We start from the raw sequence: 23500 nt of genomic DNA, 5'->3' as shown, positions 1-23500 counted from the left end.
AAGCGTGGCAGTCTTTGTTTAGCCGTGCCAGAATTAACGCGTATACAAACAAGAGGTTTTATCTATGAACCTGCAAAGAATTGAAGATGAGGCTCTAAATCTTTCTAAAGAAGAACGCGCCCAGCTGATTCAGCGATTAGTGTTGAGCTTGGATTCACCATCGGCAGAAGAGCTTAGAACAGATTGGTTGCTTGAAGCACAACGCCGAGCAGAAGAGCTCGATAATGGTTCAGTTCAAGCGATCCCCGCTGCGGATGTTATGAGCAAGGCTAGAGCTCTGATCAAATGAACTATTCTTTTCACCCAGCAGCGCAAGCTGAATTTATGGGATCGGTCGGTTATTACGAATCGTAATGTTTCAGGGTTAGGTGCTGCTTTTATAGGCGAGTTTGAAGCCTTGGCTAGGCTCGTTAGCGAGTTACCAAAAGCTTGGCAGGTTGAACTGCAGCCTGATACTCGTCGAGCGCCTCTACACAAATTTCCGCTATCAATCATATATCGAGAGAAACTAAATAGTTTTCAGGTCTTGGCTGTTGCTCATGATCGACGACGCCCACAGTATTGGCTTGAAAGGCTTTAGATGTAATAAGGCCTGGATCAGCCGGATTAAAGCAAAGCTTATATGGTTTTATGGAACCTTAAAGGTTACATTCTAGGGAAGGATGTACTTTAGGCATGATTAAAAACTTCATTCATAAAGGCCTGCAAAGATTTTACTCATCTGGAAATACTTCAGGTATCCAGACGAAGCATGAGAAAAAGTTGCGATTGATTCTTACTAACTTGGAGCAAGCAGCAACGCCAGATGATATGGACTTGCCAGGCTTGTTTATGCACCAACTTAAAGGCGATAGAAAAGATATTTGGTCTGTACGCGTTAGTGGTAATTGGAGAGTGACTTATCGCTTTGTTGGTGATGATGTTGAAATAGTGAATTACGAGGATTATCACTGATGACTATGTTTAACCCAGCACACCCCGGTGAAATCCTGAAAGAACTCATCATCGATGCCTTGGGCCTGACCATTACTGATGCGGCCAACCATTTAAATATCAGCCGTAAAACACTGTCTAAAGTTCTGAACGCACGCGGTGCTATCACGCCTGAAATGGCTGTGCGTTTAGAACTGGTGTTTGGCAAACCCTCAGCAGATCATTGGCTGCGCCTGCAAAGTGCCTATGATCTTTGGCAAATGAGGCAGCATCAAGACCAGTTAAATGTCTCACCATATAAGATACAAACTGCATAAATATAAGGATATTGCGTAATGACGGCTTTGTTTGGTAAGCCAGACACCATTGGCCGAGCCTTAAGCCGTTTAGCTTAAAAAGTGTTGTTAAACAAGGAGTCAGCGCTGTGAGTTTAAACAATCAAGAACCTGAAAAAGGCCAAGTTTTACTCTATCAAACTGAAGAGAACAACTTACGTCTTGAGTGCCGTTTTGTTGGTGAAACCTTGTGGTTAAGCCTTAATCAAATGGCCGAGCTATTTGGTCGTGATAAATCGGTCATTTCTAAACATTTAAAAGCCATTTTTGATGAAGGCGAATTGCAGCGCGAGGCAACTGTTGCAAAATATGCAACAGTTCAAAGCGAGGGCGCACGCGAGGTAGAGAGGCAGATAGAGTATTTTAATCTGGAGGCCATCTTTGCGGTGGGCTATAGAGTACGCTCTAAGCAAGGGATACAGTTTCGAACTTGGGCAACAGCGCAGTTAAAAGAGTTTATGCTTAAAGGCTTTGTCATGGACGACGAGCGTCTAAAAAACCCTGATCATAGTGTTTATTTTGAACAGTTGCTGGCGCGTATCCGTGATATTCGCTCTTCTGAAAAAGTCTTTAGGCGCAAAATTTGTGACATTTATGCCACCAGCATTGACTACGATGGCAAAGCAGAAACCAGTCAACACTTCTTTGCGCAGGTGCAAAATAAAATGCACTGGGCAACCCATGGCCATACTGCTGCAGAGTTGATTCATTTGCGTGCCGGCGGGCAAAAGCCAAATGCAGGTTTAACTCATTTTGCGGGTGGTGAGCCACGCAAGGCTGATATGGAAGTCGCTAAAAACTACTTATCTGAAAAAGAGTTATCGCAACTTAATCGCCTAGTGACATCCTATTTGGAGTTTGCCGAGCTACAAGCTGAACGTGGCCGTTTAATGAAAATGGCTGACTGGAGTGCTAAGCTTGATGACTTTTTACGCCTGAGTGATTATGAGTTACTGAATCATGCAGGTCGTATTTCAGCGTTACAGGCTAAGCAGAAAGCGGCCTTGGAGTTCGATGCGTTTCAGCGAGTAAGTGATGCAACTCCGAGCCAAGTCGATAGAGATTTAGAGCAAGCAATTAAGCGTTTACCTAAAAAATAATTTGAGACTGGATGATCGATAGATCAATAAAAGGAATTCGGGGATGAGCAAAGCAAGCGAACTGACCTTTCAGAAGGATATGATTCGTCAAATGGTCGCCAACGGTTGGCAGTTGGGTACGCCCGCAGGCTACAACCGCGAGTTAGCCTTGTATGAAGCCGATGTGCTGGGTTTTGTGCAAGACACTCAAGATGAGCAATGGCAGAAGTTTTGTAAGCTCTATCCCAACAATCCTGAAGCTAAATTTTTAGAGCGCGTCGCCTCGCAGCTCAATAAAGCCGACCCCAATGCTGCCAATAAAGAGCTACGCACCTTTGGCACCTTGGGTGTGTTACGCAATGAACTGCGCGACCGTGGCACGCGTTTTAGCCTGTGCCAGTTTAAGCCTGAGCATAACCTCAATCCCGACACTTTGGCGCGTTACAGACAAAACCGCCTGCGCATTGTCCCAGAGCTTGTGTATTCACCTTGGGCATCCGATGAGCATGCGCTGGAAAGCGGCAGTAAAGCTAAGCAGTGGCGCATCGATTTAGTACTGTTTGTTAATGGCTTGCCGGTGGCCACGCTGGAGCTTAAGTCTGAGTTCAAGCAGGCTGTGCAAAACGCTATTAACCAGTACAAAACCACACGTTTGGCTATCGATCCTGTGACTAAAAAGCCAGAGCCATTGCTGACCTTTAAGCGCGGTGCGTTGGTGCACTTTGCTGTGAGTCAGTACGAGGTGTATATGGCGACGCGGCTGGAAGGGAACGACACCTACTTTTTGCCGTTTAACAAAGGCACAGCCGAAGGCGGCGCGGGTAATGATGTACCGGTCGATATCCATCAGTACGCCACCGATTACTTATGGAACGAGGTGCTGTTGCCGGAGAATTTACTCAATATTCTCGCGCGTTTTGTCCATTTAGAAATCGAAGAAAAAGAAGACTGGGAAGGCCGTAAATACAAAAAAGAAACCCTGATCTTCCCCCGCTATCACCAGTGGGATGTGGTCAGTCAGTTGGTTAATGCCGCGCGCACTGAAGGCCCAGGCCATAAGTATTTAATTCAACACAGTGCCGGCTCCGGTAAATCCAATTCCATTGCCTGGTCAGCGCACCAGTTATCGGCGCTGCATACCGCGGCAGGGCATAAGCTGTTTGATTCCATTATCGTCGTCACCGACCGCACCGTGCTGGATGATCAGCTGCAAGAAACCATCTCGCAGTTCACCTCGACCGAAGGTGTAGTGGGGCGCATTAATCGCAGTGAGGGCGATGGCTCTAAATCCGAGAAATTGGCCACCGCGCTGGAAGGCTCGCAGCCGATTATTATTGTTACCATTCAGACGTTTCCTTATGTACTGCGCGCCATTGAGAACAGCGTCAGCCTGAAAGAGCGCAATTATGTGGTGATCGCCGACGAAGCGCACAGCTCGCAAACCGGCAGTACAGCACGCCAGCTCAAAGAAGTGCTAAGCATTGATAGCAAAGGTGACGATGACGAGCTGAGCAGTGAGGATATTCTCGATGCCGCTGTGGCGTCACGCCGTGCTTCGCCGAACTTAAGTTATTTAGCTTTCACTGCCACGCCGAAAACTAAAACCTTAGAGCTGTTTGGCCGCTTACCTGACCCGAGTTTACCGGCATCAAAAACCAATAAGCCACAGGCGTACCATGTCTACAGCATGCGTCAGGCCATTGAAGAAGGCTTTATTTTGGATGTGTTGAAAAACTACACCAACTATAAAGTGGCCTATAACTTGGCGATGAAAATCGCTGAAAAAGACGAAGAAGTTGAGAGCAAAAAAGCCAAGGTCAAGCTCAACCAGTGGGTGCGCCTGCACGACTACAACATCAGCCAGAAAGTACAGGTCATCGTTGAGCACTTTAAAGATAACGTCATGGGTTTGTTGGGCGGCCAGGCCAAAGCAATGATCGTCACCAGCTCGCGTAAAGAAGCGGTGCGCTATAAGTTGTCTTTGGATAAATACTTGGTGTCCAAGCAATCCGAGAAAGGCTATCAAAACATTGCCGCCATGGTGGCCTTCTCCGGTGAAGTGGAATTCACCGAAAAAGATCCAAACTCTGTGGCTTTGCTGGGCGAGAAATTTACCGAAGCCAATATGAACCCAGGCCTTAAAGGCCGCGATATGCGCAAAGCCTTTGACAGCGATGATTACCAAGTGATGATTGTCGCCAATAAGTTTCAGACCGGCTTTGATCAGCCGAAACTCTGCGCCATGTATGTGGATAAAAAACTTGGTGGCGTGGAGTGCGTGCAAACCCTGTCGCGCTTGAACCGTATCTATCCAAGCAAGGCCGAAACCGGCACCTATGTGCTGGATTTTTTTAATGAGCCGCAAGATATTCTCGATGCCTTCCAGCCGTATTATCAAACTGCTGAATTGGCTGATGTCTCTGACCCTGATTTGATCTTTGATCTGTACGAGAAGTTACGTGCAGCGGGTATTTTCCAGTGGCATGAAGTTGAGCAGTTCTGTAATGCCTTTTTCGTAAAAAGTAAAAGCAACGCCGCCATCGGTAATATCTGCAAGCCTGCGGTTGAGCGTTGGAGCAGTCGTTATAAATCTGCCGTGGCGGCTTATAAGCATGCACGCGATATGTTTGAACGGAGCAAACGCAGCAAAGATGCGGTATTAATTGCTAACGCCGAAAACAGTTTTAAAGACTGCAAACAGGAAAAAGACGCGCTGGAAATCTTTAAAAAGGATCTCGGCACCTTTGTGCGCTTTTATGAGTTTATGTCGCAGATCGTTGATTATGATGACAAAGATCTGGAAAAGCTCAGCCTCTATGCCCGTAATCTAAGGCCCATGCTGCGCGAGGCGGAAACCGATGAAGAGGATGTCGACCTTAGCAATGTGGTGCTCAGCCACTACCGCCTTTCTAAAATTCGCCAACAGGATATCAGGCTTAAAGAAGATGCTGAAGGCTATGACTTAGAACCCGGCGACGCGCTGGGCACGGCTAAAGCTAAAGATAAACAAGAAGAGTTTTTATCGGAAATCGTTGCCAAGCTCAACGAACTGTTTATCACTGATGAGCTGACCGAAGCCGATATGGTTAACTACGCCTACACTGTGCGTGATAAGGTCAGAGAAAACACCTTAGTTATGCACCAGCTCGCCAATAACACGCCAGAGCAGGCGATGCTCGGTGATTTCCCCAAAGCCGTGGACGATGCGATTTTGGGCAGCAGCGATGCCCATCAGAATCAAATGATGCAGTTGCTCAGTGACCCAAGAAAGGCCGAGCAGTTTTCTAAGTTGATATTTGCGATGCTGAGTAGTGGCAATTGATGCTTTTACTAAGCGCAGAGAAACAACAGCAAACCTCAGCGCAGCGTACCTGCCAAGGCTGTATCACAGTATTTTATAGGTGCAATAACAATGACAAATAACGTTCATCTTGAAACGGGCTTGGTGATTAAAAACTTTATAAAAGGCACGGCATACAGCATCAAGCACTTAGATAAAGAGCACAGACTGCATGCCAGCTCTGAATATGTGGCTATTGAGTTCTTAATTGACGCGCCAAAAGACTACCTATCATCACAAGCTCATGCTGAGCCACTTTATATCAGCTTGTACTTTGACCGTGCCGACTGCCAGCGCGAGCTTGCAGAAAATTGCTATCAAGTACGCTGCGTAGAGGCGTGCGATACCTTTGATTTTATGCTCTGGGCTGAAAATGCCATCAGCGTACTGACCCAAGCTCTGACCGTGCCCGGTGTAACCGCAACGGATATCGCCGACTTGCAAACTGTTTTACAGAGCGAACCCAGTCAGCGTTTCTTGTTTAAAACCTTTGATAGCAGCGACACCACTTATCAACTGGATCACTTAACAGCAAACCAACCCTCGCACGCTGCCTTTGCGGTTTTTACTGGTGGAGCTGACCTTAGTCTGCAAAAGTATAATGCGGTTGATACATTGATTTTTGATCAGCTTGATACAAATGCCCGCTTGCACATGGCAACTTGCGTTTTACCCGAACAAGAACAAGCGCGAGTGGCAGTTTTGTATGGTATTGAAAAACAGTTGTTATAGGCTTTAATAGTTGAATTGAGTGCTGGCGAGCGTGTAGAGCTGAAAGATTTGCAAGCTAAAAATAAGCGTTAACAGATAGAGAAGATATTTTAAACAGACATCGGCCATCAGCCAGAATAATTTAGTGCTACTTACCGAATGTAAAATACTCACGCCCTGCTATTGGAATAGTAATAGTATTGCTGATTATAAGGGTTCTGATAGCATTTTAAAATGCTAAACTGCGGAATAAGATTTAATCAGGTTGTCATTAATATAATGGGCAGAAACCTTACTCAATATTAACGAGATATATTTATATGCCCTCAACTCTCTCATGGATTGATCACGACTCTAATGCTAGGGACAAAACTCTTCGTATCCTTTCACTTTTCCAAGAGAAGGAAAGTCGTGATGAACTTGGGCTTGGTTCTGTACGAGACAGTTTTGCTGATCAGTTATTTCCCGGAACAAGCACAATCCAAACGCGACTTCGCTACATGCTTTTCGTGCCATGGATTTACAACGGTCTAGAGGAGAAACGAGTACCTGTAGAGCGTTTTGCGATCGAGGCTGAAAAGCTAGAAAGAGACCTAATTCAGCCACTAATGGAATCCAATGATCAAGCTGGTGTATTTGGAAAAACTGCCGGAAAGAGCCTGAAGCGGTTGCCTAGCTCTGTATACTGGGCCGGTCTTGGTACTTGGGGAATACGAGTTACGCAGTTTTCACAGGACGAGTATCATCGACGTATCAAAGATACATACCATCGCTTGAATGACTTAAAGTCTCTAGAGAAAGCCGCAAAGATAAGAGGCGATGATTTCGATGGTGTTGGGCGATTCGGGGTTCTTAATTGGCATTCACGACTGCCAGTACCTCCTGATAATTTTCCACAGGTGGCTGACTTTGCTTTGTCTAGGGAGGAAGCAGAGTTTATTCGGGATTGTGTTCGACTTACGCACGGAGATAGTCTTCTTTCTCATTTGCTGGACTGTGAACCTGCCGACACCAAAGCGCCATGGGAGCATCCGGATTACAGCAGGTTTTCCAAACAGCATAAAGAGCTCCTGACCCATGCACGGTTGTTCTCGGATGTAATGCATGGTGCAGCACTTTCGTACAACATTCAGCTTGCCAAGCTTCGAAATCATGGGGTTGTTGCGGACCGCGCAGATTCGAATCGACGAAATACAGAAGTCGGGTAGTAGCTTTAAACTTAATGACTTCAATACCCGCTGTCGTTTTGCGCTCCGTTTCGGGGATATTCGAGACGATAACAATCAGGCCCTCGTTCGTGCCGACTCAGTGCGAGATGCGTTTAACTCACCGTTTCGACCCTTCATTCTGGCATCGACCTCAATTGGTCAAGAGGGGTTAGACTTTCACACTTGGTGTCATGCTGTAGTCCATTGGAATCTGCCATCTAACCCCGTTGATCTTGAACAGCGCGAGGGTCGAGTTCATCGCTATAAAGGCCATGCAGTCAGAAAAAATATTGCAGAAAAATATGGTTTGTCTGCTCTCTCTGCGGGGTTTGAAGGGGGTGATCCGTGGCAGGCTATTTTCCATATCGCATCAGAGCGAAAGTCTAATAGGTATTCCGATCTGGTCCCATATTGGATTTTTGAAGAAGGCTCCGCTCGGATTGAACGTCGCATTCCTTTGCTCCCCTACAGCAAGGAGGTTGGAAAACTCAAACGGTTGAAACAGGGGATAGCCCTCTATCGGATGGTTTTTGGTCAACCTCGGCAGGAAGATCTATTATTCAGCCTTCGCCAAGGCGGCAGCTACGAATCAGCAGATTTAACAGATTGGCTAATTTCACTGCAGCCTCCTTCAGACTATTAAGATCACGCTGAGGGAGGAGTGGGCTATATCGGTTTGATTCTACTTATGAGTACTGCTATTTTTCGGGATGTTTGCTAACACTTTCCGAACTGATCTAACTGGTTTTCTAGCCTGTTTGATTTCATAATGAATCTCGATAAATATTTTATAATTAAAACTTGTAAAATTTAATTATAAGCAACGCTTACGATATTCTCGTACTACATTATTATAAACTTCTATTAGCTCTCTCATTATTTTTTCTGTATCAATGTCTGGATTTTTGTCATTTAAAAACCGATTAAAAAAATCGCTTACTGAATGCTCTAGGCTACCATCAAAGCTAACAAGGATATCTTCGAGTGTTTCTTTGGAAAAGCTTTCATATCTTTTTTCGGTTTTTTCTACTGCTGTGCTAATAGCTGTTTTTCTTTGTGCTTCTTTAGCCTTTGCAAACGAATTAAATATTTTCTCTAAGTGATCAGCATCAACCTGATATTGAAGGGTTTTAATTCGAGTTTGAGGAGCAGGGTCAATAATAGGCCCATACAGAGTGACATCACTCACAGCATCACCAAGTACGCGTTCTTTCCATTGTTTATATGTCTCGTTATCCTCTGGTATTGGTTCAAGCACACTTTTGCTATGCGGCGTACCTTCGAAATCCACAAGCATGGAATATTTTTTAAGAATTTTGTAGCAAAAATCTTCTTTAGATGACATATATGACCACCGATATTGAATGCTATTTTTAATTTAATTATACTTTTTTTAAATTAAAACATCCATCTTATGGACTGACGTAGTTATAAAATTCATACTAAAATGAGTAATAAAAAATATATTTGGCCTAAAACCCAATTCGCCTCTTTTTTACTTGCTCTTTATGACTTGCCTCGTTACTTAATGCCTGAATAAACGCTTCTGCACTGTGCAATGGATGAAAGCGCGCCATGCGGGTGACTGCAGCAAAGTCGCCAGGTGTTAAATATTCCACAGCTGCTAATTGTTGTGGCAAGGCTTTTTTCCCATGTGGTAGGCCCAGTTGTTTACAGTGCCGAATAAAGAGTTTCCACACTTGTTCAGTGCTTAAGAAATCAAACTTAGCTTTTAAATCGAAGCGGCGCAGGGCGGCTTGGTCGAGGCCATCCATTAGGTTGGTGGAAGCAATAAAAACGCCTGAGAAACTTTCCATTTGCGTCAGCATTTCATTGACCATACTGACTTCCCAATTGCTTTTAGCTGCGCGTCGATCGCTTAGAAAACTGTCCACTTCATCAACCATTAACACAGCTTGTTCTTTCTCAGCTTGCTGAAATGCAGCAGCGATATTTTGCTCGTTTTCACCAACATAAGGTGCGAGCAGATCCGATGCGCGCTTAATAATCAGCGGCTTATCCAGTTGTTCTGCCAGCCAATGACCGTAAGCTGTTTTGCCGGTGCCGGGCGGGCCATATAGGCACAGACGTGCACTTGGGTGCGTCAATAGCCCGGCAGTCAGTCCAGCTAAATCAATATCGGCACGGATAAATGCTGGGTCGTAATCTTGGGTTTTGTTTTGTTTTTTTTCAGGTTCGCTGGTTGAGTGGCCTTGCGAGGTTAATGTGCTGTTAATCAACAGTTGCATGGCTTGTGCTGGGCTGTCGATCTGCGGGGCTATGCTGCTGACAACACGCGCAGCACGTTCAATAACGGCGGGGCTGAGTTGTTCTTGGTTGGCTAAGCGCTGCAGTGTTTTTTTATCAAGCAAATCTTTGCTGTAGCGTTTGAGTAATTTAATGCGCTGCTCTTTGTTAGGCAGCGGCACTTCAATCACAAAATCAAAGCGGCGTACAAAGGCTGGGTCCATGCGGTGGATGCTGTTGCTGATCCATACCGTTGGGATGCTGTTGTGTTCAAGCAGCTGGTTAATCCACGCTTTGTTTTTACCCGCAAGTGCTGATCTTGGCGCAAAAAAGTTAGCACTTGATTCGCTGAAAATGTCTTCAACTTCGTCAAATACCAGCATGCTGTTGTTATTAGCAAAAAAGTGTTGAGCTGCGCGATAAGCGTCTAAGCGACTCTGGCTCGATACAGCATCACCATCGCTGTCTTCACTTGCCACTTCATATAATTGGCAATGATTCAGTTGCGCGAGCAGGCGTGCGAGTTCGGTTTTTCCGGTGCCAGGCTCGCCATGCAATAGAATATTGACCCCAGCGCTGCGTTGCTTAAGGCTGTGTTTTAAGTAGGGCAATAAAATATCCAGGTGGGCGCTTAAATCTGGGTAGTCTTTTATCTTGAGTTGCGCTGGAGAAGAATACTTGATCTCGTCACGCAGCAGGGCGTGAGGGCTGACAGTGCCGCAGTAGAGGGTATCGGCAAACGAAACAGACAACACATCGAGTTTGCTGACCAAGGACACATGTTCAAAGTTGCGCAGATTAAAGATGCCGGTGCGCATTAAGCTGCCGTCTCGGGACAAGGCTGTGCGAATCTCTGTTTCAGTGCAGTCCAGCAGCGTGGCTAGGCTGTAAAAAAGTTTGGCCGTATTTAAGTCGCTGAGTAGTTCAGCGGCGTCGGCTAGGCGGGCATCCATTGATAGCGCAACGGCAAACTCTAAGATGCAACTTTCAACAGTGTTTAAATCCACCAGCTTAGCTAACTCGGCCACATTGCGCTGTAAAACATCAGGTAAATGGGTGCGCTGGCTACAATAGCGCCGATAGTCTTTACGCAACATGGCGTATAACTCTGTCTTGCACAGCTCTAATTCAGGGTCATCAAAATTGAAAAGCGCTTGTAGCAATGCATCATTCACGATCTCGTTATAGGAATAGCTATGCATGCCTCCGAGAGGCACCAGCATGGTCAAAATCCATTGACGTATGCGTGGGTTTAGTGCCTCTTTGTGTTGATCTGTTAGATTGCACTGCCTCATTATTCACTCCTGAATATGCTGTTTGCGACTGAGGCTAAATGATGCCACTATGATGCGACACTTTGTGTCATTTAATCATTTGAGATAGACCATGGCAGACGCGTCATTACGCTTATTATTAATGTTGCAACAGATTCCGCGTGAACCTCGCTATATCAGTAGCCAGCAACTGTATGCGCGGTTAGCAGATGCGGGCTATGGCGTAAGTTTGCGCACCGTACAGCGGGATTTGGTGAAGCTGTCGAGCCATTTTCCATTGGTGCAAAGCGAAGCCTCTGGGCGGGGTAAAACAGGGGTGGCATGGGCGTTTGCTAAAGACAGTCAGCACATGGCTTTTCCTGGCATGGATGCGGTAACGGCGTTAACTGTGTCGATGGCTTTGGAGCATTTAAAACCGCTGCTACCGCGTCAGGTTTTACAGCATTTGCAACCTTGGCAAGAGGAAGCCGAAGAGCAGTTACATAAGCTTAATTGCAGCAGATTTCAGGGCTGGATGGATAAAGTGCGTATTGCTCCGCAACATTTTTTGCAAGCACCGCAGGTGGATGCCGAGGCTGTGGGTTTGATTTATCAAGCATTGTTGGATAATCGCCAGTTTCGAGCGACTTATAAAGGCAAGCCAGAACGCATTATTCATCCGTATGGCTTGGTGCAGCAAGGGCATACCTTGTATGTGTTGTGCCGTTTTTATCAGTTTGATGATGTTCGCATTACGGCCTTACACCGCTACCAAAGCGTAGAGCTATTGGAAGCATCGGTTCGACCTTTTCCTGAGTTTAATATTGATGATTATTTGGAAAGTGGAGCAATGCACTGGATCCTGCCGGATCAGCAGTGTCTTGAGCTGAGATTGCGGATCAGCCCGTGGCTGGCGCAACACCTTGAAGAGACACCGCTATCTGACAAGCAGTCTGTAACGATTGACCCGCAAAACCCAGAGCGCTATCTACTTGATGCAGAAGTGCTGGATGGCATGCAGTTGCGCCGCTGGTTGTTGAGTCAAGGTGCTGGTTTGCAAGTGCTCGGACCGGCTCAGTTGCGTGAATGGATGGCTGAAATTGTGCGGGAACAGGCGCAGAATTATCTACAGATCGAGTCATAGCAGTATTGGCTTTGTTGATTTAAGGGTACGTGCTAAAGAGCCATGGCGGTGTCTTTTATAACACGCGACCACGGCTCATTTTTTTGTATGCTTTGCAGTATCTTTTAACGATTAATCATCTTTTTTGTTTTTCAAAATCTCGCCCGTTGCGGCATCCATTTCGACTTCCCATTTTTGGCCTTTATCGTCACGCAGATCCACTTGGTAAATATAACGGCCATATGACTCGTCAAGTTCTGTGTCCAGTATTGTGGCGTTTGGATGTTGCGATAAAGCCGTCTGATTAAGCTTATCAAAGGCTAAAATCGCGCCAGAAGTGCTGAGTTCAACTGTTTTAGCTGGGCTGACATCAGCCTGGGCTAAACCTGCGCTTATCATTAAAACAGCTGACACACATAGGGTAGTTAAAGTTTTCATGGTTGTTTCCTCTCAGGGGTGCTGCAACACAACGATAGTGTGTGTCTACGTTGCAAAGATTACAGACGTTGCCTTAACTCAAACTTAAAAATAGAGGCTATTCCAGCTTATTTTTAAAATCTTTTCTGAGGTGATTCTGCGCGTTAAAGTCCAACTCAAACGCTTATGTAAAGGTCAGGTAAAGCTGGGTGCATAACTGAAAAAACAATTCTGTATTTAGATCGAGTCAACTACTATGCAATTCAATAGTTGGCTTTAACCTATATTTCTAATGGAGACAAAAATGAATACGCGTGGCTTGCTCGACCAGCTTCTCAGCTCAGGTAAAGAATTACTGCAAGGACAACATACAGCGCAATCCAATCAGGCAAACCCGTCAGCACCCGCTGAGCAAAACTCTGTGCTCAATGGTCTGCTTGGTAGTGTTGGTGGTGGTGCTTTGGGCGGTGGTATTGTCGGTTTGCTGATGTCCAGTAAAAAGGCGCGCAAAGTAGGTGGCAACGTCGTGACCTATGGCGGTTTAGCAGCGCTCGGTGTTGTGGCCTATAAAGCCTATAGCAACTGGCAAAATAACCAGAAAAACCAGAGTCAAACGCAGCCCCAGGTACTCTCAGGTCAGTACCAGCCGCAGACTGTTGATCGTGTGGCACCCGCCGCCATAGAAGAGCATAGTCAAGCCATTCTGCGTGCCATTATCTGTGCGGCCAAGGCGGATGGGCATATTGATGAGCGCGAGCAGCAGTTGATTGATGATGCGGTGGCCAAGCTCACTAACGAGCCACAGCTGCAAGCGTGGTTTGAACAAGAGTTGCGCAAGCCGCTTGATCCTGCAGACCTTGCTCGCGCGGCGAAAACGCCAGAAATTGCAGCGGAAATGTATCTGGCCAGCATGCTTGTGGTGGATGAAGAAAGTTACATGGAGCGTGCCTACCTTGACGAACTGGCCCGTCAGCTGCAGCTTGAACCAGCCTTGAAAGCGGAATTGGAAGCACAGGCAATAGCGCATTTGCGTTAGTTTTTAGACGTTCAAGCCTATAAAGCTACTGGGCTGTACAGGTAAGGAGGTACTGATTAATTGCGTCATCGTGAGGAGCGACGCGACAATCACCTTCAGAATCTCCTTAGCCCTTTAGTTGATTAACACAGCCTGTTACCTAGGTTAGGCTAGCACCGCTGGCTTTGCTAACCTGTTGCTGATTGATTAATCAGTGGTAGGCTGCTGTGCGCATTCAGCGGTTGGTTATTATCATTTTTTTTAGATTATTGGCTTGCGCCTTAGAGCGTGTTTATTTGCAGGTTGGAGTGAGTAAGTGGAACACGAAATCATTGAGCGAACACTTCGATTTGTGCAGCAGCCTAGCAGTTCAGCTGCCGACTTTAATGAGCACGCGCTGGCGCTTTTCAGGTACCAGTTTGAGTTTAATTTACCCTACCAATCCTATTGCCGCGCCAAAGGCAAAACGCCTCGGCTGGTCAAACACTGGAAAGATATTCCGGCTGTACCTATTGATGCCTTTAAGCAGGTGACTTTAAGCTGCAGTGATCCAGAGCAGGCGGTTGCCGTGTTTATGACCAGTGGCACCACTTCGGGCAATCGCGGCAAGCATTACCACCCTGATTTAGAGGTGTATAACCTGTCGACGCTGAGCTATTTTAAACAGCGCTTTATGGGCACAGATACAGCGCTGAGCATGGGCATTTTATTTCCCACACCGCAAGTGCTGCCCAACTCATCGCTGGCGCATTACTTATCGCTCATTTTTAATGAATTTGGCGGGCAGGGCAGTGATTACTTTATCGATGCGGCTGGCTTGCAGGTCGAGCGTCTGATTGCCGAGCTGGAACTGCGCGAAGCGGGCGATAAGCCCTATGCGCTGCTAGGTGCGTCCTTTAGTTTTGTGCATTTATTTGAAGCGTTGGAAAAACTCGAGCGCACTTTTGTGCTTCCAAAGGGCAGTAAGCTGCTGGATACCGGCGGCTATAAAAATCAGTCGGCTGAGTTGGATGCGCAATCCTTTTATCAAAAAATGCATGACTACCTGGGTGTTGGGCGGCAAAACTGCATCAATATGTTTGGTATGACCGAGTTAAGCACCCAGCTGTATACCGATGGCAGTCAAAGCCTTCCTGCAGTGACGTCTGGGCCGCATTGGATTCAAACACGCGTGGTTCACCCCAGCACCGGCGAGGATATGCCGGAGGGCGAGGCGGGCGTGCTGGTGCAGGTTGATTTGGCCAACTACAACTCAGTCGCGGCTATTTTGACTGAAGATATGGGTATTAAAAAAGACAACGGCTTTGTCTTCTTGGGGCGCGTGCAAGGCGCAGAAGCCAAGGGCTGCTCACTGGCGCTGGATGAGTTTATTAGCTCGGTACAAGGAACGCGGCAATGATAGAAAGAGCGGGCTTTGTTCCACAGCTGGCCGCAGATGAGATTGTCTATGAAACGCTGACCTTCAGCGCAGGTGACAGGGTTTTAGATGTGCAGGTGCCTGCTTTAACTGAGCAGCAAATTGGCACAGTGATCGCTAGCGTGAAGAGCGCGCGTGATGACGTGTTAACACGCTTTACTACGCTTGAGATTGTTGAAGTGATTGATGCAGTCGTGCAGCGCCTATTGGATCGAGACGATCCGTATCGACAAAAAGCTGAGCTGTTATTGCCCATCGTCACCGGCTTTGACGCCGAGATGATTCGCCTCGGTTTAACCGCGTATTTAAAGACATTTCGCAAGCCGCAATTATTCAAGTTTCTGGTCGAAGATTTTGGCAATCCGCTGCTGCTCGATGCGTTTCAACCCAGAGCCAAAGGCGGCTATGTCAAAGCCATTGGCCCGCAGCTGATGACCCATATTTGGGCTGGCAATGTGCCTGGGCTACCGTTGTGGAGCTTGGTTGCCAGCTTGCTGGTCAAAGGTGGTTCGATTGGCAAGGTGTCCAGCGCTGAGCCGTTATTTGCCGGCTGGGTCGCGCAGATTCTGGCTGAGGTTGAGCCACGGCTTAAAGACTGTGTTGCAGTGCTCTGGTGGCGCGGTGGTGATGAGGAAAAAGAGCGGCAACTGTTCGACGCCTCTGATGTGGTGCTGGCCTATGGCGGCAATGCGTCACTCTCTGCCATGCAATCGCGCGTGCCAGTCACCACACGTTTCTTGCCCTATGGGCACAAAATGGCCTTTGGCCTGATCGCGAGCGCAAGCTTAAATGCGAATAATGCTAAAGAAACGGCGTATCGCGCCGCTTTTGATGTGGTCAATTATGATCAGCAGGGCTGCTATTCACCGCACGTTTTATTTGTTCAGCGCGGCGGCAAGGTATCCGCGCAAGATTTTAGTGAATATGTTGCCCGTGAGTTGGATACGCTGGAAAAGCGCTATCCACGCAGAGCACTTTCACTTGCAGAGCAGGCCAGTATTGAGTCCTGGAAGCAAAAAGAACAAGTGAGCTTATTCGCCCGCAGCGATAAAACGGTATTAAGCCATGGCGCAGGGTGTTGGACTGTTGTTTATGAGCAATTACAAGACAGCTTCAGCCCCAGCCCGTTAAACCGCACATTGCGGATCATTGCCGTGGATGACTTTGTGCAACTGATCGCGGTGTTAAGCCCTTATCGCAAATACTTACAAACAGCAGGCATTGCTGCCTCACCGGAAGACATGTTTAAGCTGTCGTCAATGCTGGCTGAGCTCGGAGTCACGCGCATCACATCGATTGGCAGCATGACCTCGCCGGATGCTGGCTGGCACCATGATGGTACTTCGAGCTTATTAGACTTAGTGCGCATGGTTGATATTGAGTCCGACGCAGAGCTGCATGCTGAGAACTTTTCAGCCTACAGAAATTAAGAGACGGTAGATGGCGAGCTTACAAATCAAGCAGGTGACCTACAGCTATGCAGGGCAAAAGCCGACGCTGCTGGATATCAGTTGGGAGGTTAAACGTGGTGAGTTCCATTGCTTGGTTGGGCGCAGTGGCTGCGGCAAAACCTCTTTGTTGAATGTCGCGTCGGGCTTGCTGTTGCCTGAGCAAGGCGCGGTATCAATCAATGGGCAGCCACTGACAGGGCCAATCAGCGATGCGGGCTTTGTTTTTCAGACACCCACGCTATTGGAGTGGAAGACGGTACTGGAAAATGTGCTGTTTCCCATAGAGATTAAGCGTAAAAGCACCCAGCAGGAGCAACAACGGGCCATTGCTTTGCTGACCTTGATGAAAATTGAGGCCTGTAAAGATCACTTTCCACAGCAATTATCCGGTGGTCAGCAAAGTCGCGTGGCGATTGCCCGCGCGCTCATTAAAAACCCGCCATTTCTGTTTATGGACGAGCCGTTTGCCGCGCTGGATGCGCTAACCCGAGAAGAGTTGCAGGATGACTTATTGGCTTTGTGTGCTGATCATCAGATGACGGTGCTGTTTATTACCCACGATATTGCCGAGGCGGTGTATTTATCAGACCGCGTGGCGGTGATGGATGCAGGGCAAATAGTTGCTGATCAATCCATCGACCTGCCCCAGCCGCGCATCATGCAAATGCGCTACAGCCCAGCGTTTAATCAGTTCAGTCAGGTGATTCGCACCGCATTGGAAGGGAATACGCGTACATGAAGCCTTTGCGTCTGTATTCAATCGCTCTGTTCGTGCTGTTTATCTGTGCTTGGCAGTGGCTGGGTAGCAGCATGTCAGAGTTGGTCTTGCCGACACCCTCGGTGGTTTTCCCGCTGTTGTGGAACGGATTGAGCAACGGCTACTTTACCCCGCATATCGTGCAAACCGCGCTAGAAGTCGTGTTCGGCTTGCTGATCGGCAGCATCTTTGGCGTGGCTATGGGTGTTTTGATGGCAGAGATACAGTGGCTGGGGCGGGTGCTTTCACCTTATATCATTGCCAGCCAAGCGGTGCCAAAGCTGGCATTAGCGCCATTGTTCGTTTTATGGTTTGGCTTTGGCATGACTTCTAAAATTATTATTACCGCATTGATTTGTTTTTTTCCTTTGCTTGAAGCCACTATGACCGCCATTCGTCAGACCAACAAAGACAAGCAAAATCTATTTAGAGTCTTGCAAGCATCACGCTGGCAGACGCTGATTTACTTAAAAATACCCGAAGGCATTCCCGGCATTATGAGCGGCTTTCGGGTGGCGGTTATTTTAGCTTTAGTCGGTGCGGTGGTGGGTGAGTTTATCGGCGCGAATAAAGGCTTAGGTGCACTGATTATCGCCTCGCAAGGCATGATGGATACGCCGTTAATGTTTGCTGTGTTAATTTTACTGACTGCTTTTGGCATGCTGCTGTATGGCGTGGTCAATTTGGTTGAAAAACGATTATTAAAAAAATACCTGTACCACGGGGAAAAAGATGATGAGTAAATTAGCTTCGCTGTTTTTGTTAGCTGTTTTAAGTGTTGCTTTAACTGCCTGCGGCGAAGCTGAAGTCAGTCACACCAGCACGCTGCGCGTGGCCAGCTGGAGCCAGCCAATCACCGAGCAGATCAATTTACTGGTGGATGATAAAGATTTCTTTTCTAAGCACAATATCGCCATTGAATTTATCCCCGGTGCTGGTGGCGGTGATGCGATAAAAAATATTGCCTCGGGTAAAGCCGACATTGCTTTTACTGATCCCGGCTCGTTGTTTGCCGCCTTGGATAAAGGTGAAAAGCTGATTGCCTTATATGATATTTACCCGCACAACGTGTTTAATGTGGTTGCTTTAAAAGACAGCAATATCAGCCGTCCTGAAGATCTAAAAGGCAAAAAAATTGGCGTGTACAGTCTATCCAGTGGCACAAGGCAGAATTTACTGGTGCTGTTAAAGCAGGCGGGATTAAGCGAAGCTGATGTTGAGATTATTGCAACCGGTGTGTTGAATTTTGGCCCTTTAATGCAGGGTCTGGTTGATGCCACAGCGGCCACCGATACCGGTCTGGCAACCGGCAAAGGCAAGGGACTGGCTGCAGTGGATGTGATGCAGGTCAAAGATTACTTCAACTATTCCAGCGATGTTTTTGTTGTGACAGAAGCCACCTATGCGCAGAAAAAAGATCAGCTGCTGGCCTTTTTAGCAGGCTATAAAGATAGCGTGCAGTGGATGCTGGCGAACCCTGAGGAAGCGGCGCAACGCGCTGTTAAGCATGCCATTGATGGTAAGGACCAAGCGCATAATCTAAACATCATAGAGCTGCGCAATGCATCGAGCTTGCCGCTTTCTGGTGATGTTAGCGAGCTGGGCTTGCTGGATTTAGACAACTTACAACGCGCTGCAGATATGTACTATGAGCTGGGCTTGATCAGTCAAAAGCTCGACCTGAGCCAAGCCGTCAATCAAAACCATGTGCTAGCCAAGTGAGCGGGGATGTCGGATTGAATTTAACTGGAAAAATTGCCCTCGTCACAGGCGCCAGCCGTGGTATTGGTGCCGAAATAGCCAAAGGCTTTGCCAAGCAAGGCGCCTTTGTCATTGTTAATTATTTGCAAAACGATACGGCGGCTGATGCGGTGGTCAGTGCGTGTCAATCGCTGGGCGGTGATGCTTGGGCGATTAAAGCCGATGTCAGCCAGCAAGCTGACGTTAATCGAATGATTGGCGAGATACTGTTGGAGTTGGGGCGCATTGATATCGTGGTCAATAACGCCTTTAAAGCCTATTCATTTAATCCTGAACAGCGTGCGCTCGCCTGGGAGTTGCAGTGGGAGGATTACCAAGCACAGCTCGATGGTGCTTTACGCTCAGCGTTTTATGTCACTCAAGCAGTGATGCCAGCGATGAAACAACAAAGCGCAGGCAGCATCGTCAATATCGTCACCAATTTAATTGCTCGGCCCATTGTTCCTTACCTTGACTACACCACAGCAAAAGGCGCGTTGCTCAGTTACAGTCGCAATCTTGCCGCAGAGTTGGGTGCTTTAGGCATTCGGGTCAATTGTGTGGCGCCAGGCTTGGTGTTTCCAACCGATGCGAGCAAGCACACCAAAGAAGACGTTAAAGACTTAATTATCGCGCAAACCCCGCTGGGGCGGCTGGCGCAACCGCAAGATGTGGTGGGTCCTGTGCTGTTTCTAGCATCGAGCTTAGCTGACTTTGTGACGGGACAAACCATCCATGTCGATGGTGGTTTTGTTATGACCTGAGTGCGTTCGGGCGGAGTTACTGGGGGTAGGGTGAATCGACTTACATTCATTGGTTGATGCCACAGTGGCAACGGATACCAGTTTGGCAACACAATAGGCGGTTGCCAGTCTGTATTTAGAGTGCACGATGACTGGCAACCTGCCGAATTTGGATGTAGCTGAGCTGGCGCAATAGCACGCACGTTTTGCTTGGCATGCGTGTTTTATTTTAGTGCTCAGACACTGAGCGAAAGACTCAGTCTAAATTAGTAGATAAAGATCCAGTCACCTGTTTCGCTTTTGTGGAAATAATAGAAGCGTGTGTCTGTTTCTGTGTTGCCCGCGCTGCTTATGGTTCTTGTAACTGCGCAGCGATAAATGCTTTCATCAAAGGCTTCACAGCCTTTAGTAGCAATGCTGTCGAGTGTAGGCATCATTTCTGCGCTAGGGGTGTCAGCACCGGATAGCGTGGCAAGCCAAGCCATTTGTTCAAGCTCTTTTTTAAAGCTTTTATCTACAGCAGCGCGCATAGCTTCATCAGACGGGGTGGCGCTAGAGCTACCGCTGCTTGTACTGGTGCTGGTAGCGACTGGCGCATCATTGTCGCTGTTGTCGCCACAGGCAACTAAGGCTGCGGTAATGCCTAGAATAAGGCCTAGTTTTGCAAATCTATTGATTACTTTCATAGTGTCCCTTGTTTGATATTTAGTTGAGTGATTAAAACACCAAGAGATTGGCTGGATGCTTAGCGCCTTATGCCGTACCGTTACAAAGTTGCGGCGATGCACTTTAAAACAGCGCACCAGCTATGCAGTATAAACGCCATGTTGCTGGCTCTGCGTTGTATGCATGTTTTAGCGAAATCTACACAGGCGTTTTGCTAAAGAGGCAGTATACTCACGTAAGTCACTGCCGTGTTCTGCTGTGGGTCATGAAACCTGCCTAAAAACAGTGAGTTGGTTGGCTAACTGACGGATTGTTTCACGGTGAGCAGGTCAATTTGTTCGGCGTGCGCCACACTTACTTTTGGAAATCATCGTTTATGCCTGTTAGCACTGTTTTGTTGCTCGCCTCTATTGGCGTCTTGTCGTTGTCGTGTCAGTGGTTGGCTTGGCGTGTACGTATGCCCGCTATTGTGTTTTTGTTAGCGGCTGGTATTGCTTGCGGCCCAGTTCTGAATTACCTGAACCCAGAAGAAGTGTTCGGTGATTTATTGTTTCCCATGGTGTCGCTAGCAGTGGCGGTGATTTTATTTGAAGGCAGCCTGACCCTGCGTTTTTCAGAAATCCGTGGGCACGGCGCCATGGTGCGTAATCTGATCCCAGTGGGCTCAATCGTGACCGGTATTATCGGTAGCCTATCAGCGCACTGGATTTTAGATATTTCTTGGCAGATTTCCCTGTTGTTTGGTGCGATTTCTGTGGTGACCGGCCCGACAGTGATCGCGCCGTTGCTGCGCTCGGTACGCCCCAATTCTAAGCTGGCCAATATTCTGCAATGGGAAGGCATCATTATTGATCCGGTCGGCGCGTTGCTGGCGGTGTTGGTGTACGAGGGTATCGTCTCGTGGGGGCAAGGTAATGTCTTTAGCCATTCCATGTATATTTTTAGCACAACCCTTGTCGTCGGCAGCGTGCTGGGCGTTGCTGCGGGCTATTTAAATGGTCAGGTGCTGCGTAAACACTGGATACCGCACTACTTGCACAATGCTGGCACGCTCACTTTTATGCTGGGCGTGTATGCACTGTCGAATGAGATCGCCCACGAGTCTGGCTTGTTAACGGTGACCATCATGGGCATCTGGATGGCCAATATGAAGCAAGTGCCTATTGAGGGGCTTCTGGAGTTTAAGGAATCCTTGAGCGTTCTGCTGATCTCTGCTTTGTTTATTATATTGGCGGCGCGTATCGAGTTTTCAGCCATCGCCGAATTGGGCTGGGGATTGGCGCTGGTCTTGGCTGTTTTGATGCTGGTGGCGCGTCCGCTGAGTATCTTTTTGTCGGCCATTGGTACCAATCTAAACTGGCGTGAGAAGGTGTTTTTAAGCTGGATTGCACCGCGCGGTATTGTTGCGGCGGCAGTTTCTGCACTCTTTGCTTTTCAGTTGGAAAGCAATGGTTTCCCAGGCGGTGAGACTTTAGTGCCCTTGGTGTTTATGCTGATTATCGCCACTGTGATGATCCAAAGCCTGACTGCGCGGCCGTTGGCCAATATGCTGGGCGTGGCGCAAGCGGCAGAGTATGGTTTTTTAATTCTGGGCGCCAATCCAGTGGCGCGTATGATTGCCGCTGAGCTGAACAAACATGAAGTGCCGGTGGTGATGGCGGATACCAACTGGGAGAACATTCGCCAAGCGCGGATGAACAATCTGCAGGTTTACTTTGGTAATCCAGTCTCTGAGCATGCGGCCAATCAACTTGACCTAACTGGGATTGGCAACTTTCTGGTTATTTCACCCTACAAAAGCATGAACTCACTGGCGACCTATCACTTCCTCGACTGGTTTGGTGAGCAAGACAATGTGTTCAGCCTCACAGAAGGTGAGCAAGACCAGCAAGCACGGCATCAGACTGCTGAGAAAATACAGCGCACTCGAGGCCTGTTTAATGGTGTCAGTTACGCCAAATTAGCCAGTATGGTCAGCCAAGGGTATACGATAAGAACCACGCAGCTTAGTGAAGCATTCAGCTATCAGGACTTTCTCGACAGACATCGCAATCAAGCGTTGGTATTGTTTGTATTGGACAACAAAGGCCACATCAGTCCGGTCAGGTCGATGGAAGCGCTCAAGCCAGATGAAGAGAGCGCGCTGATCAGTTTGGTACCGCCCAAAGCGCCGGAAGAGGATAAAGACAGTAAAAGCAGCGACGCAAAAAGCACTGCCAATGTATCCGGCAGCAGTGGCGTTCAATAAGCGTATAGGGCAGCGCTAGTACAGGCTGCCCGAGATATTAGTCCGCTCGGCTTAGAGCAGGTGTTCAGACTGTTGTTGAGTCAGGGGCTTGCTCATCTGGCTTTTGCTCCTGCAGGGCCTGCAATCTGTTTTGCAAAAAGTCGTCGTAGCCTTTCTGTACTAATTCAAAGGTTTTGCCAATCTCAGCTGCGATGGGGCTGCCTTCACCCATGACACCAAGGCCAGTGAGAATTTCAGCCGCTTCGGCATAGCCTTTTTCAAAACCGCCGCGGATGATGCTAACAAAATCGCGCACCGTTTCTTCGGGGTCTTTGTTTGGGTGTTGACGTGCGTAGGCGTCAAAAAAAGCAGTTGACTGCGAGAGGATGCGATCGGCTGTGGCCTCTGGACTGTTGTCTTGGTGCATTGCGGCTTGCAAGGCGTTGGGGCCGAATTCTGGCGCCAGTAGCTCGTTGATATTGTCGATGGCTGTGCGGTACAGCAACGCCATTGAGTTATCACCAGCGCTGATCGAAACATCCAGCGAGGCCTGTAAGATTTTTGCACCAAGCTGAGTACGTTGACCTTCAGGACTGCTCGCAGCTGCCTTACGCGCTTCGTCTAACTCTGAACTTTGCGGCGTAGCCTGAGGGCCAGCTTTCGATACATTACTAGCAGTGCCGGACTGCGTGGGTACGATGGGTGTTGTCATGATTTGACTCCTGATATCCATCCAATCCATTGGCATAAAGAATTGCTTATTACAATCTATATCGGCAGGTGTTGGTAAAAGTAAAGTAATACTTGCCACTAGATGAACACACTCGTATCGGGTTTT

22 protein-coding genes are annotated in these 23500 nt (G+C 47.8%); 17 read left to right on the top strand and 5 right to left on the bottom strand.

All coding sequences use genetic code 11. The features are described from left to right. Positions 1 to 64 precede the first annotated feature (64 nt). From FXF61_RS07900 to FXF61_RS07865, 8 genes are all read left to right on the top strand, one after another. Positions 65 to 289, top strand: coding sequence for an addiction module protein (locus tag FXF61_RS07900; protein ID WP_151184757.1), 225 nt, complete (start codon positions 65 to 67; stop codon positions 287 to 289). A 386-nt stretch (positions 290 to 675) separates the two neighbouring features. Further along, a complete protein-coding gene (locus FXF61_RS07895) occupies positions 676 to 954 on the top strand; it encodes a type II toxin-antitoxin system RelE/ParE family toxin (RefSeq protein ID WP_151184756.1) in 279 nt (92 codons plus the stop codon). Next, a complete protein-coding gene (locus tag FXF61_RS07890; RefSeq protein ID WP_151184755.1) occupies positions 954 to 1250 on the top strand; it encodes a HigA family addiction module antitoxin in 297 nt (98 codons plus the stop codon). Before FXF61_RS07895 ends, FXF61_RS07890 begins: the two co-directional genes overlap by 1 nt. Before the next feature lie 107 nt (positions 1251 to 1357). Continuing rightward, positions 1358 to 2368 carry a virulence RhuM family protein gene (locus FXF61_RS07885; protein WP_151184754.1) on the top strand — a complete coding sequence of 337 codons (1011 nt, stop codon included), beginning with the start codon at positions 1358 to 1360 and terminating at the stop codon, positions 2366 to 2368. A gap of 43 nt (positions 2369 to 2411) precedes the next feature. Further along, entirely contained in the window at positions 2412 to 5669 is a 3258-nt protein-coding gene (locus tag FXF61_RS07880) for a type I restriction endonuclease subunit R (RefSeq protein WP_151184753.1), read from the top strand. Positions 5670 to 5759: 90 nt separating this feature from the next. Beyond that, positions 5760 to 6419, top strand: coding sequence for a hypothetical protein (locus tag FXF61_RS07875; RefSeq protein WP_151184752.1), 660 nt, complete (start codon positions 5760 to 5762; stop codon positions 6417 to 6419). Between the two features lie 299 nt (positions 6420 to 6718). Beyond that, a complete protein-coding gene (locus tag FXF61_RS07870; RefSeq protein ID WP_218571789.1) occupies positions 6719 to 7606 on the top strand; it encodes a DUF6361 family protein in 888 nt (295 codons plus the stop codon). Then, positions 7503 to 8249 carry a helicase-related protein gene (locus FXF61_RS07865; protein ID WP_218571788.1) on the top strand — a complete coding sequence of 249 codons (747 nt, stop codon included), beginning with the start codon at positions 7503 to 7505 and terminating at the stop codon, positions 8247 to 8249. The genes FXF61_RS07870 and FXF61_RS07865 overlap by 104 nt, the downstream gene beginning before the upstream one ends. 171 nt (positions 8250 to 8420) lie before the next feature. Here the strand turns inward: FXF61_RS07865 and FXF61_RS07860 are convergent, their stop codons facing one another. Further along, positions 8421 to 8951, bottom strand: a complete 531-nt coding sequence (locus FXF61_RS07860; RefSeq protein WP_151184751.1) for a hypothetical protein — start codon at positions 8949 to 8951, stop codon at positions 8421 to 8423. A gap of 127 nt (positions 8952 to 9078) precedes the next feature. Next, positions 9079 to 11148 carry an AAA family ATPase gene (locus tag FXF61_RS07855; protein ID WP_151184750.1) on the bottom strand — a complete coding sequence of 690 codons (2070 nt, stop codon included), beginning with the start codon at positions 11146 to 11148 and terminating at the stop codon, positions 9079 to 9081. A 91-nt stretch (positions 11149 to 11239) separates the two neighbouring features. Here FXF61_RS07855 and FXF61_RS07850 point away from each other — a divergent pair, with 91 nt between their 5' ends. Then, entirely contained in the window at positions 11240 to 12250 is a 1011-nt protein-coding gene (locus tag FXF61_RS07850; protein ID WP_151184749.1) for a YafY family protein, read from the top strand. Positions 12251 to 12361: 111 nt separating this feature from the next. Here FXF61_RS07850 and FXF61_RS07845 read toward each other — a convergent pair whose 3' ends face one another. Beyond that, positions 12362 to 12667: a PepSY domain-containing protein gene (locus tag FXF61_RS07845; RefSeq protein WP_151184748.1), complete on the bottom strand. Its 306-nt coding sequence runs from the start codon at positions 12665 to 12667 to the stop codon at positions 12362 to 12364. A 283-nt stretch (positions 12668 to 12950) separates the two neighbouring features. On the opposite strand from FXF61_RS07845, the gene FXF61_RS07840 reads away from it, so the two are divergent. From FXF61_RS07840 to FXF61_RS07810, 7 genes are all read left to right on the top strand, one after another. Next, positions 12951 to 13682: a tellurite resistance TerB family protein gene (locus FXF61_RS07840; protein ID WP_151184747.1), complete on the top strand. Its 732-nt coding sequence runs from the start codon at positions 12951 to 12953 to the stop codon at positions 13680 to 13682. Positions 13683 to 13977: 295 nt separating this feature from the next. Continuing rightward, the gene (locus FXF61_RS07835) at positions 13978 to 15060 is read left to right on the top strand and encodes a long-chain fatty acid--CoA ligase (RefSeq protein ID WP_151184746.1); all 1083 of its coding nucleotides are present in this window, start codon (positions 13978 to 13980) and stop codon (positions 15058 to 15060) included. After that, the gene (locus FXF61_RS07830; protein ID WP_151184745.1) at positions 15057 to 16508 is read left to right on the top strand and encodes an acyl-CoA reductase; all 1452 of its coding nucleotides are present in this window, start codon (positions 15057 to 15059) and stop codon (positions 16506 to 16508) included. The genes FXF61_RS07835 and FXF61_RS07830 overlap by 4 nt, the downstream gene beginning before the upstream one ends. 10 nt (positions 16509 to 16518) lie before the next feature. Then, a complete protein-coding gene (locus tag FXF61_RS07825) occupies positions 16519 to 17268 on the top strand; it encodes an ABC transporter ATP-binding protein (protein WP_151184744.1) in 750 nt (249 codons plus the stop codon). Continuing rightward, positions 17265 to 18029: an ABC transporter permease gene (locus FXF61_RS07820; protein WP_151184743.1), complete on the top strand. Its 765-nt coding sequence runs from the start codon at positions 17265 to 17267 to the stop codon at positions 18027 to 18029. Before FXF61_RS07825 ends, FXF61_RS07820 begins: the two co-directional genes overlap by 4 nt. After that, a complete protein-coding gene (locus FXF61_RS07815; protein WP_151184742.1) occupies positions 18019 to 19008 on the top strand; it encodes an ABC transporter substrate-binding protein in 990 nt (329 codons plus the stop codon). The genes FXF61_RS07820 and FXF61_RS07815 overlap by 11 nt, the downstream gene beginning before the upstream one ends. Beyond that, the gene (locus FXF61_RS07810) at positions 19005 to 19790 is read left to right on the top strand and encodes an SDR family oxidoreductase (protein WP_218571787.1); all 786 of its coding nucleotides are present in this window, start codon (positions 19005 to 19007) and stop codon (positions 19788 to 19790) included. Before FXF61_RS07815 ends, FXF61_RS07810 begins: the two co-directional genes overlap by 4 nt. A gap of 245 nt (positions 19791 to 20035) precedes the next feature. Here the strand turns inward: FXF61_RS07810 and FXF61_RS07805 are convergent, their stop codons facing one another. After that, complete coding sequence (locus FXF61_RS07805; RefSeq protein WP_151184741.1) at positions 20036 to 20455, bottom strand: hypothetical protein; 420 nt, start codon at positions 20453 to 20455, stop codon at positions 20036 to 20038. Between the two features lie 356 nt (positions 20456 to 20811). Here FXF61_RS07805 and FXF61_RS07800 point away from each other — a divergent pair, with 356 nt between their 5' ends. Continuing rightward, positions 20812 to 22683, top strand: coding sequence for a sodium:proton antiporter (locus FXF61_RS07800; protein ID WP_151184740.1), 1872 nt, complete (start codon positions 20812 to 20814; stop codon positions 22681 to 22683). 64 nt (positions 22684 to 22747) lie between these two features. On the opposite strand, the gene FXF61_RS07795 is transcribed toward FXF61_RS07800, so the two are convergent. After that, entirely contained in the window at positions 22748 to 23374 is a 627-nt protein-coding gene (locus tag FXF61_RS07795) for a DUF5610 domain-containing protein (RefSeq protein WP_151184739.1), read from the bottom strand. Positions 23375 to 23500: the final 126 nt, after the last annotated feature.

It is taken from the genome of Pseudomonas sp. C27(2019) (assembly GCF_008807395.1).
Lineage (GTDB): Bacteria > Pseudomonadota > Gammaproteobacteria > Pseudomonadales > Pseudomonadaceae > Denitrificimonas.
This window is presented reverse-complemented; position numbering and strand designations above follow the sequence as displayed.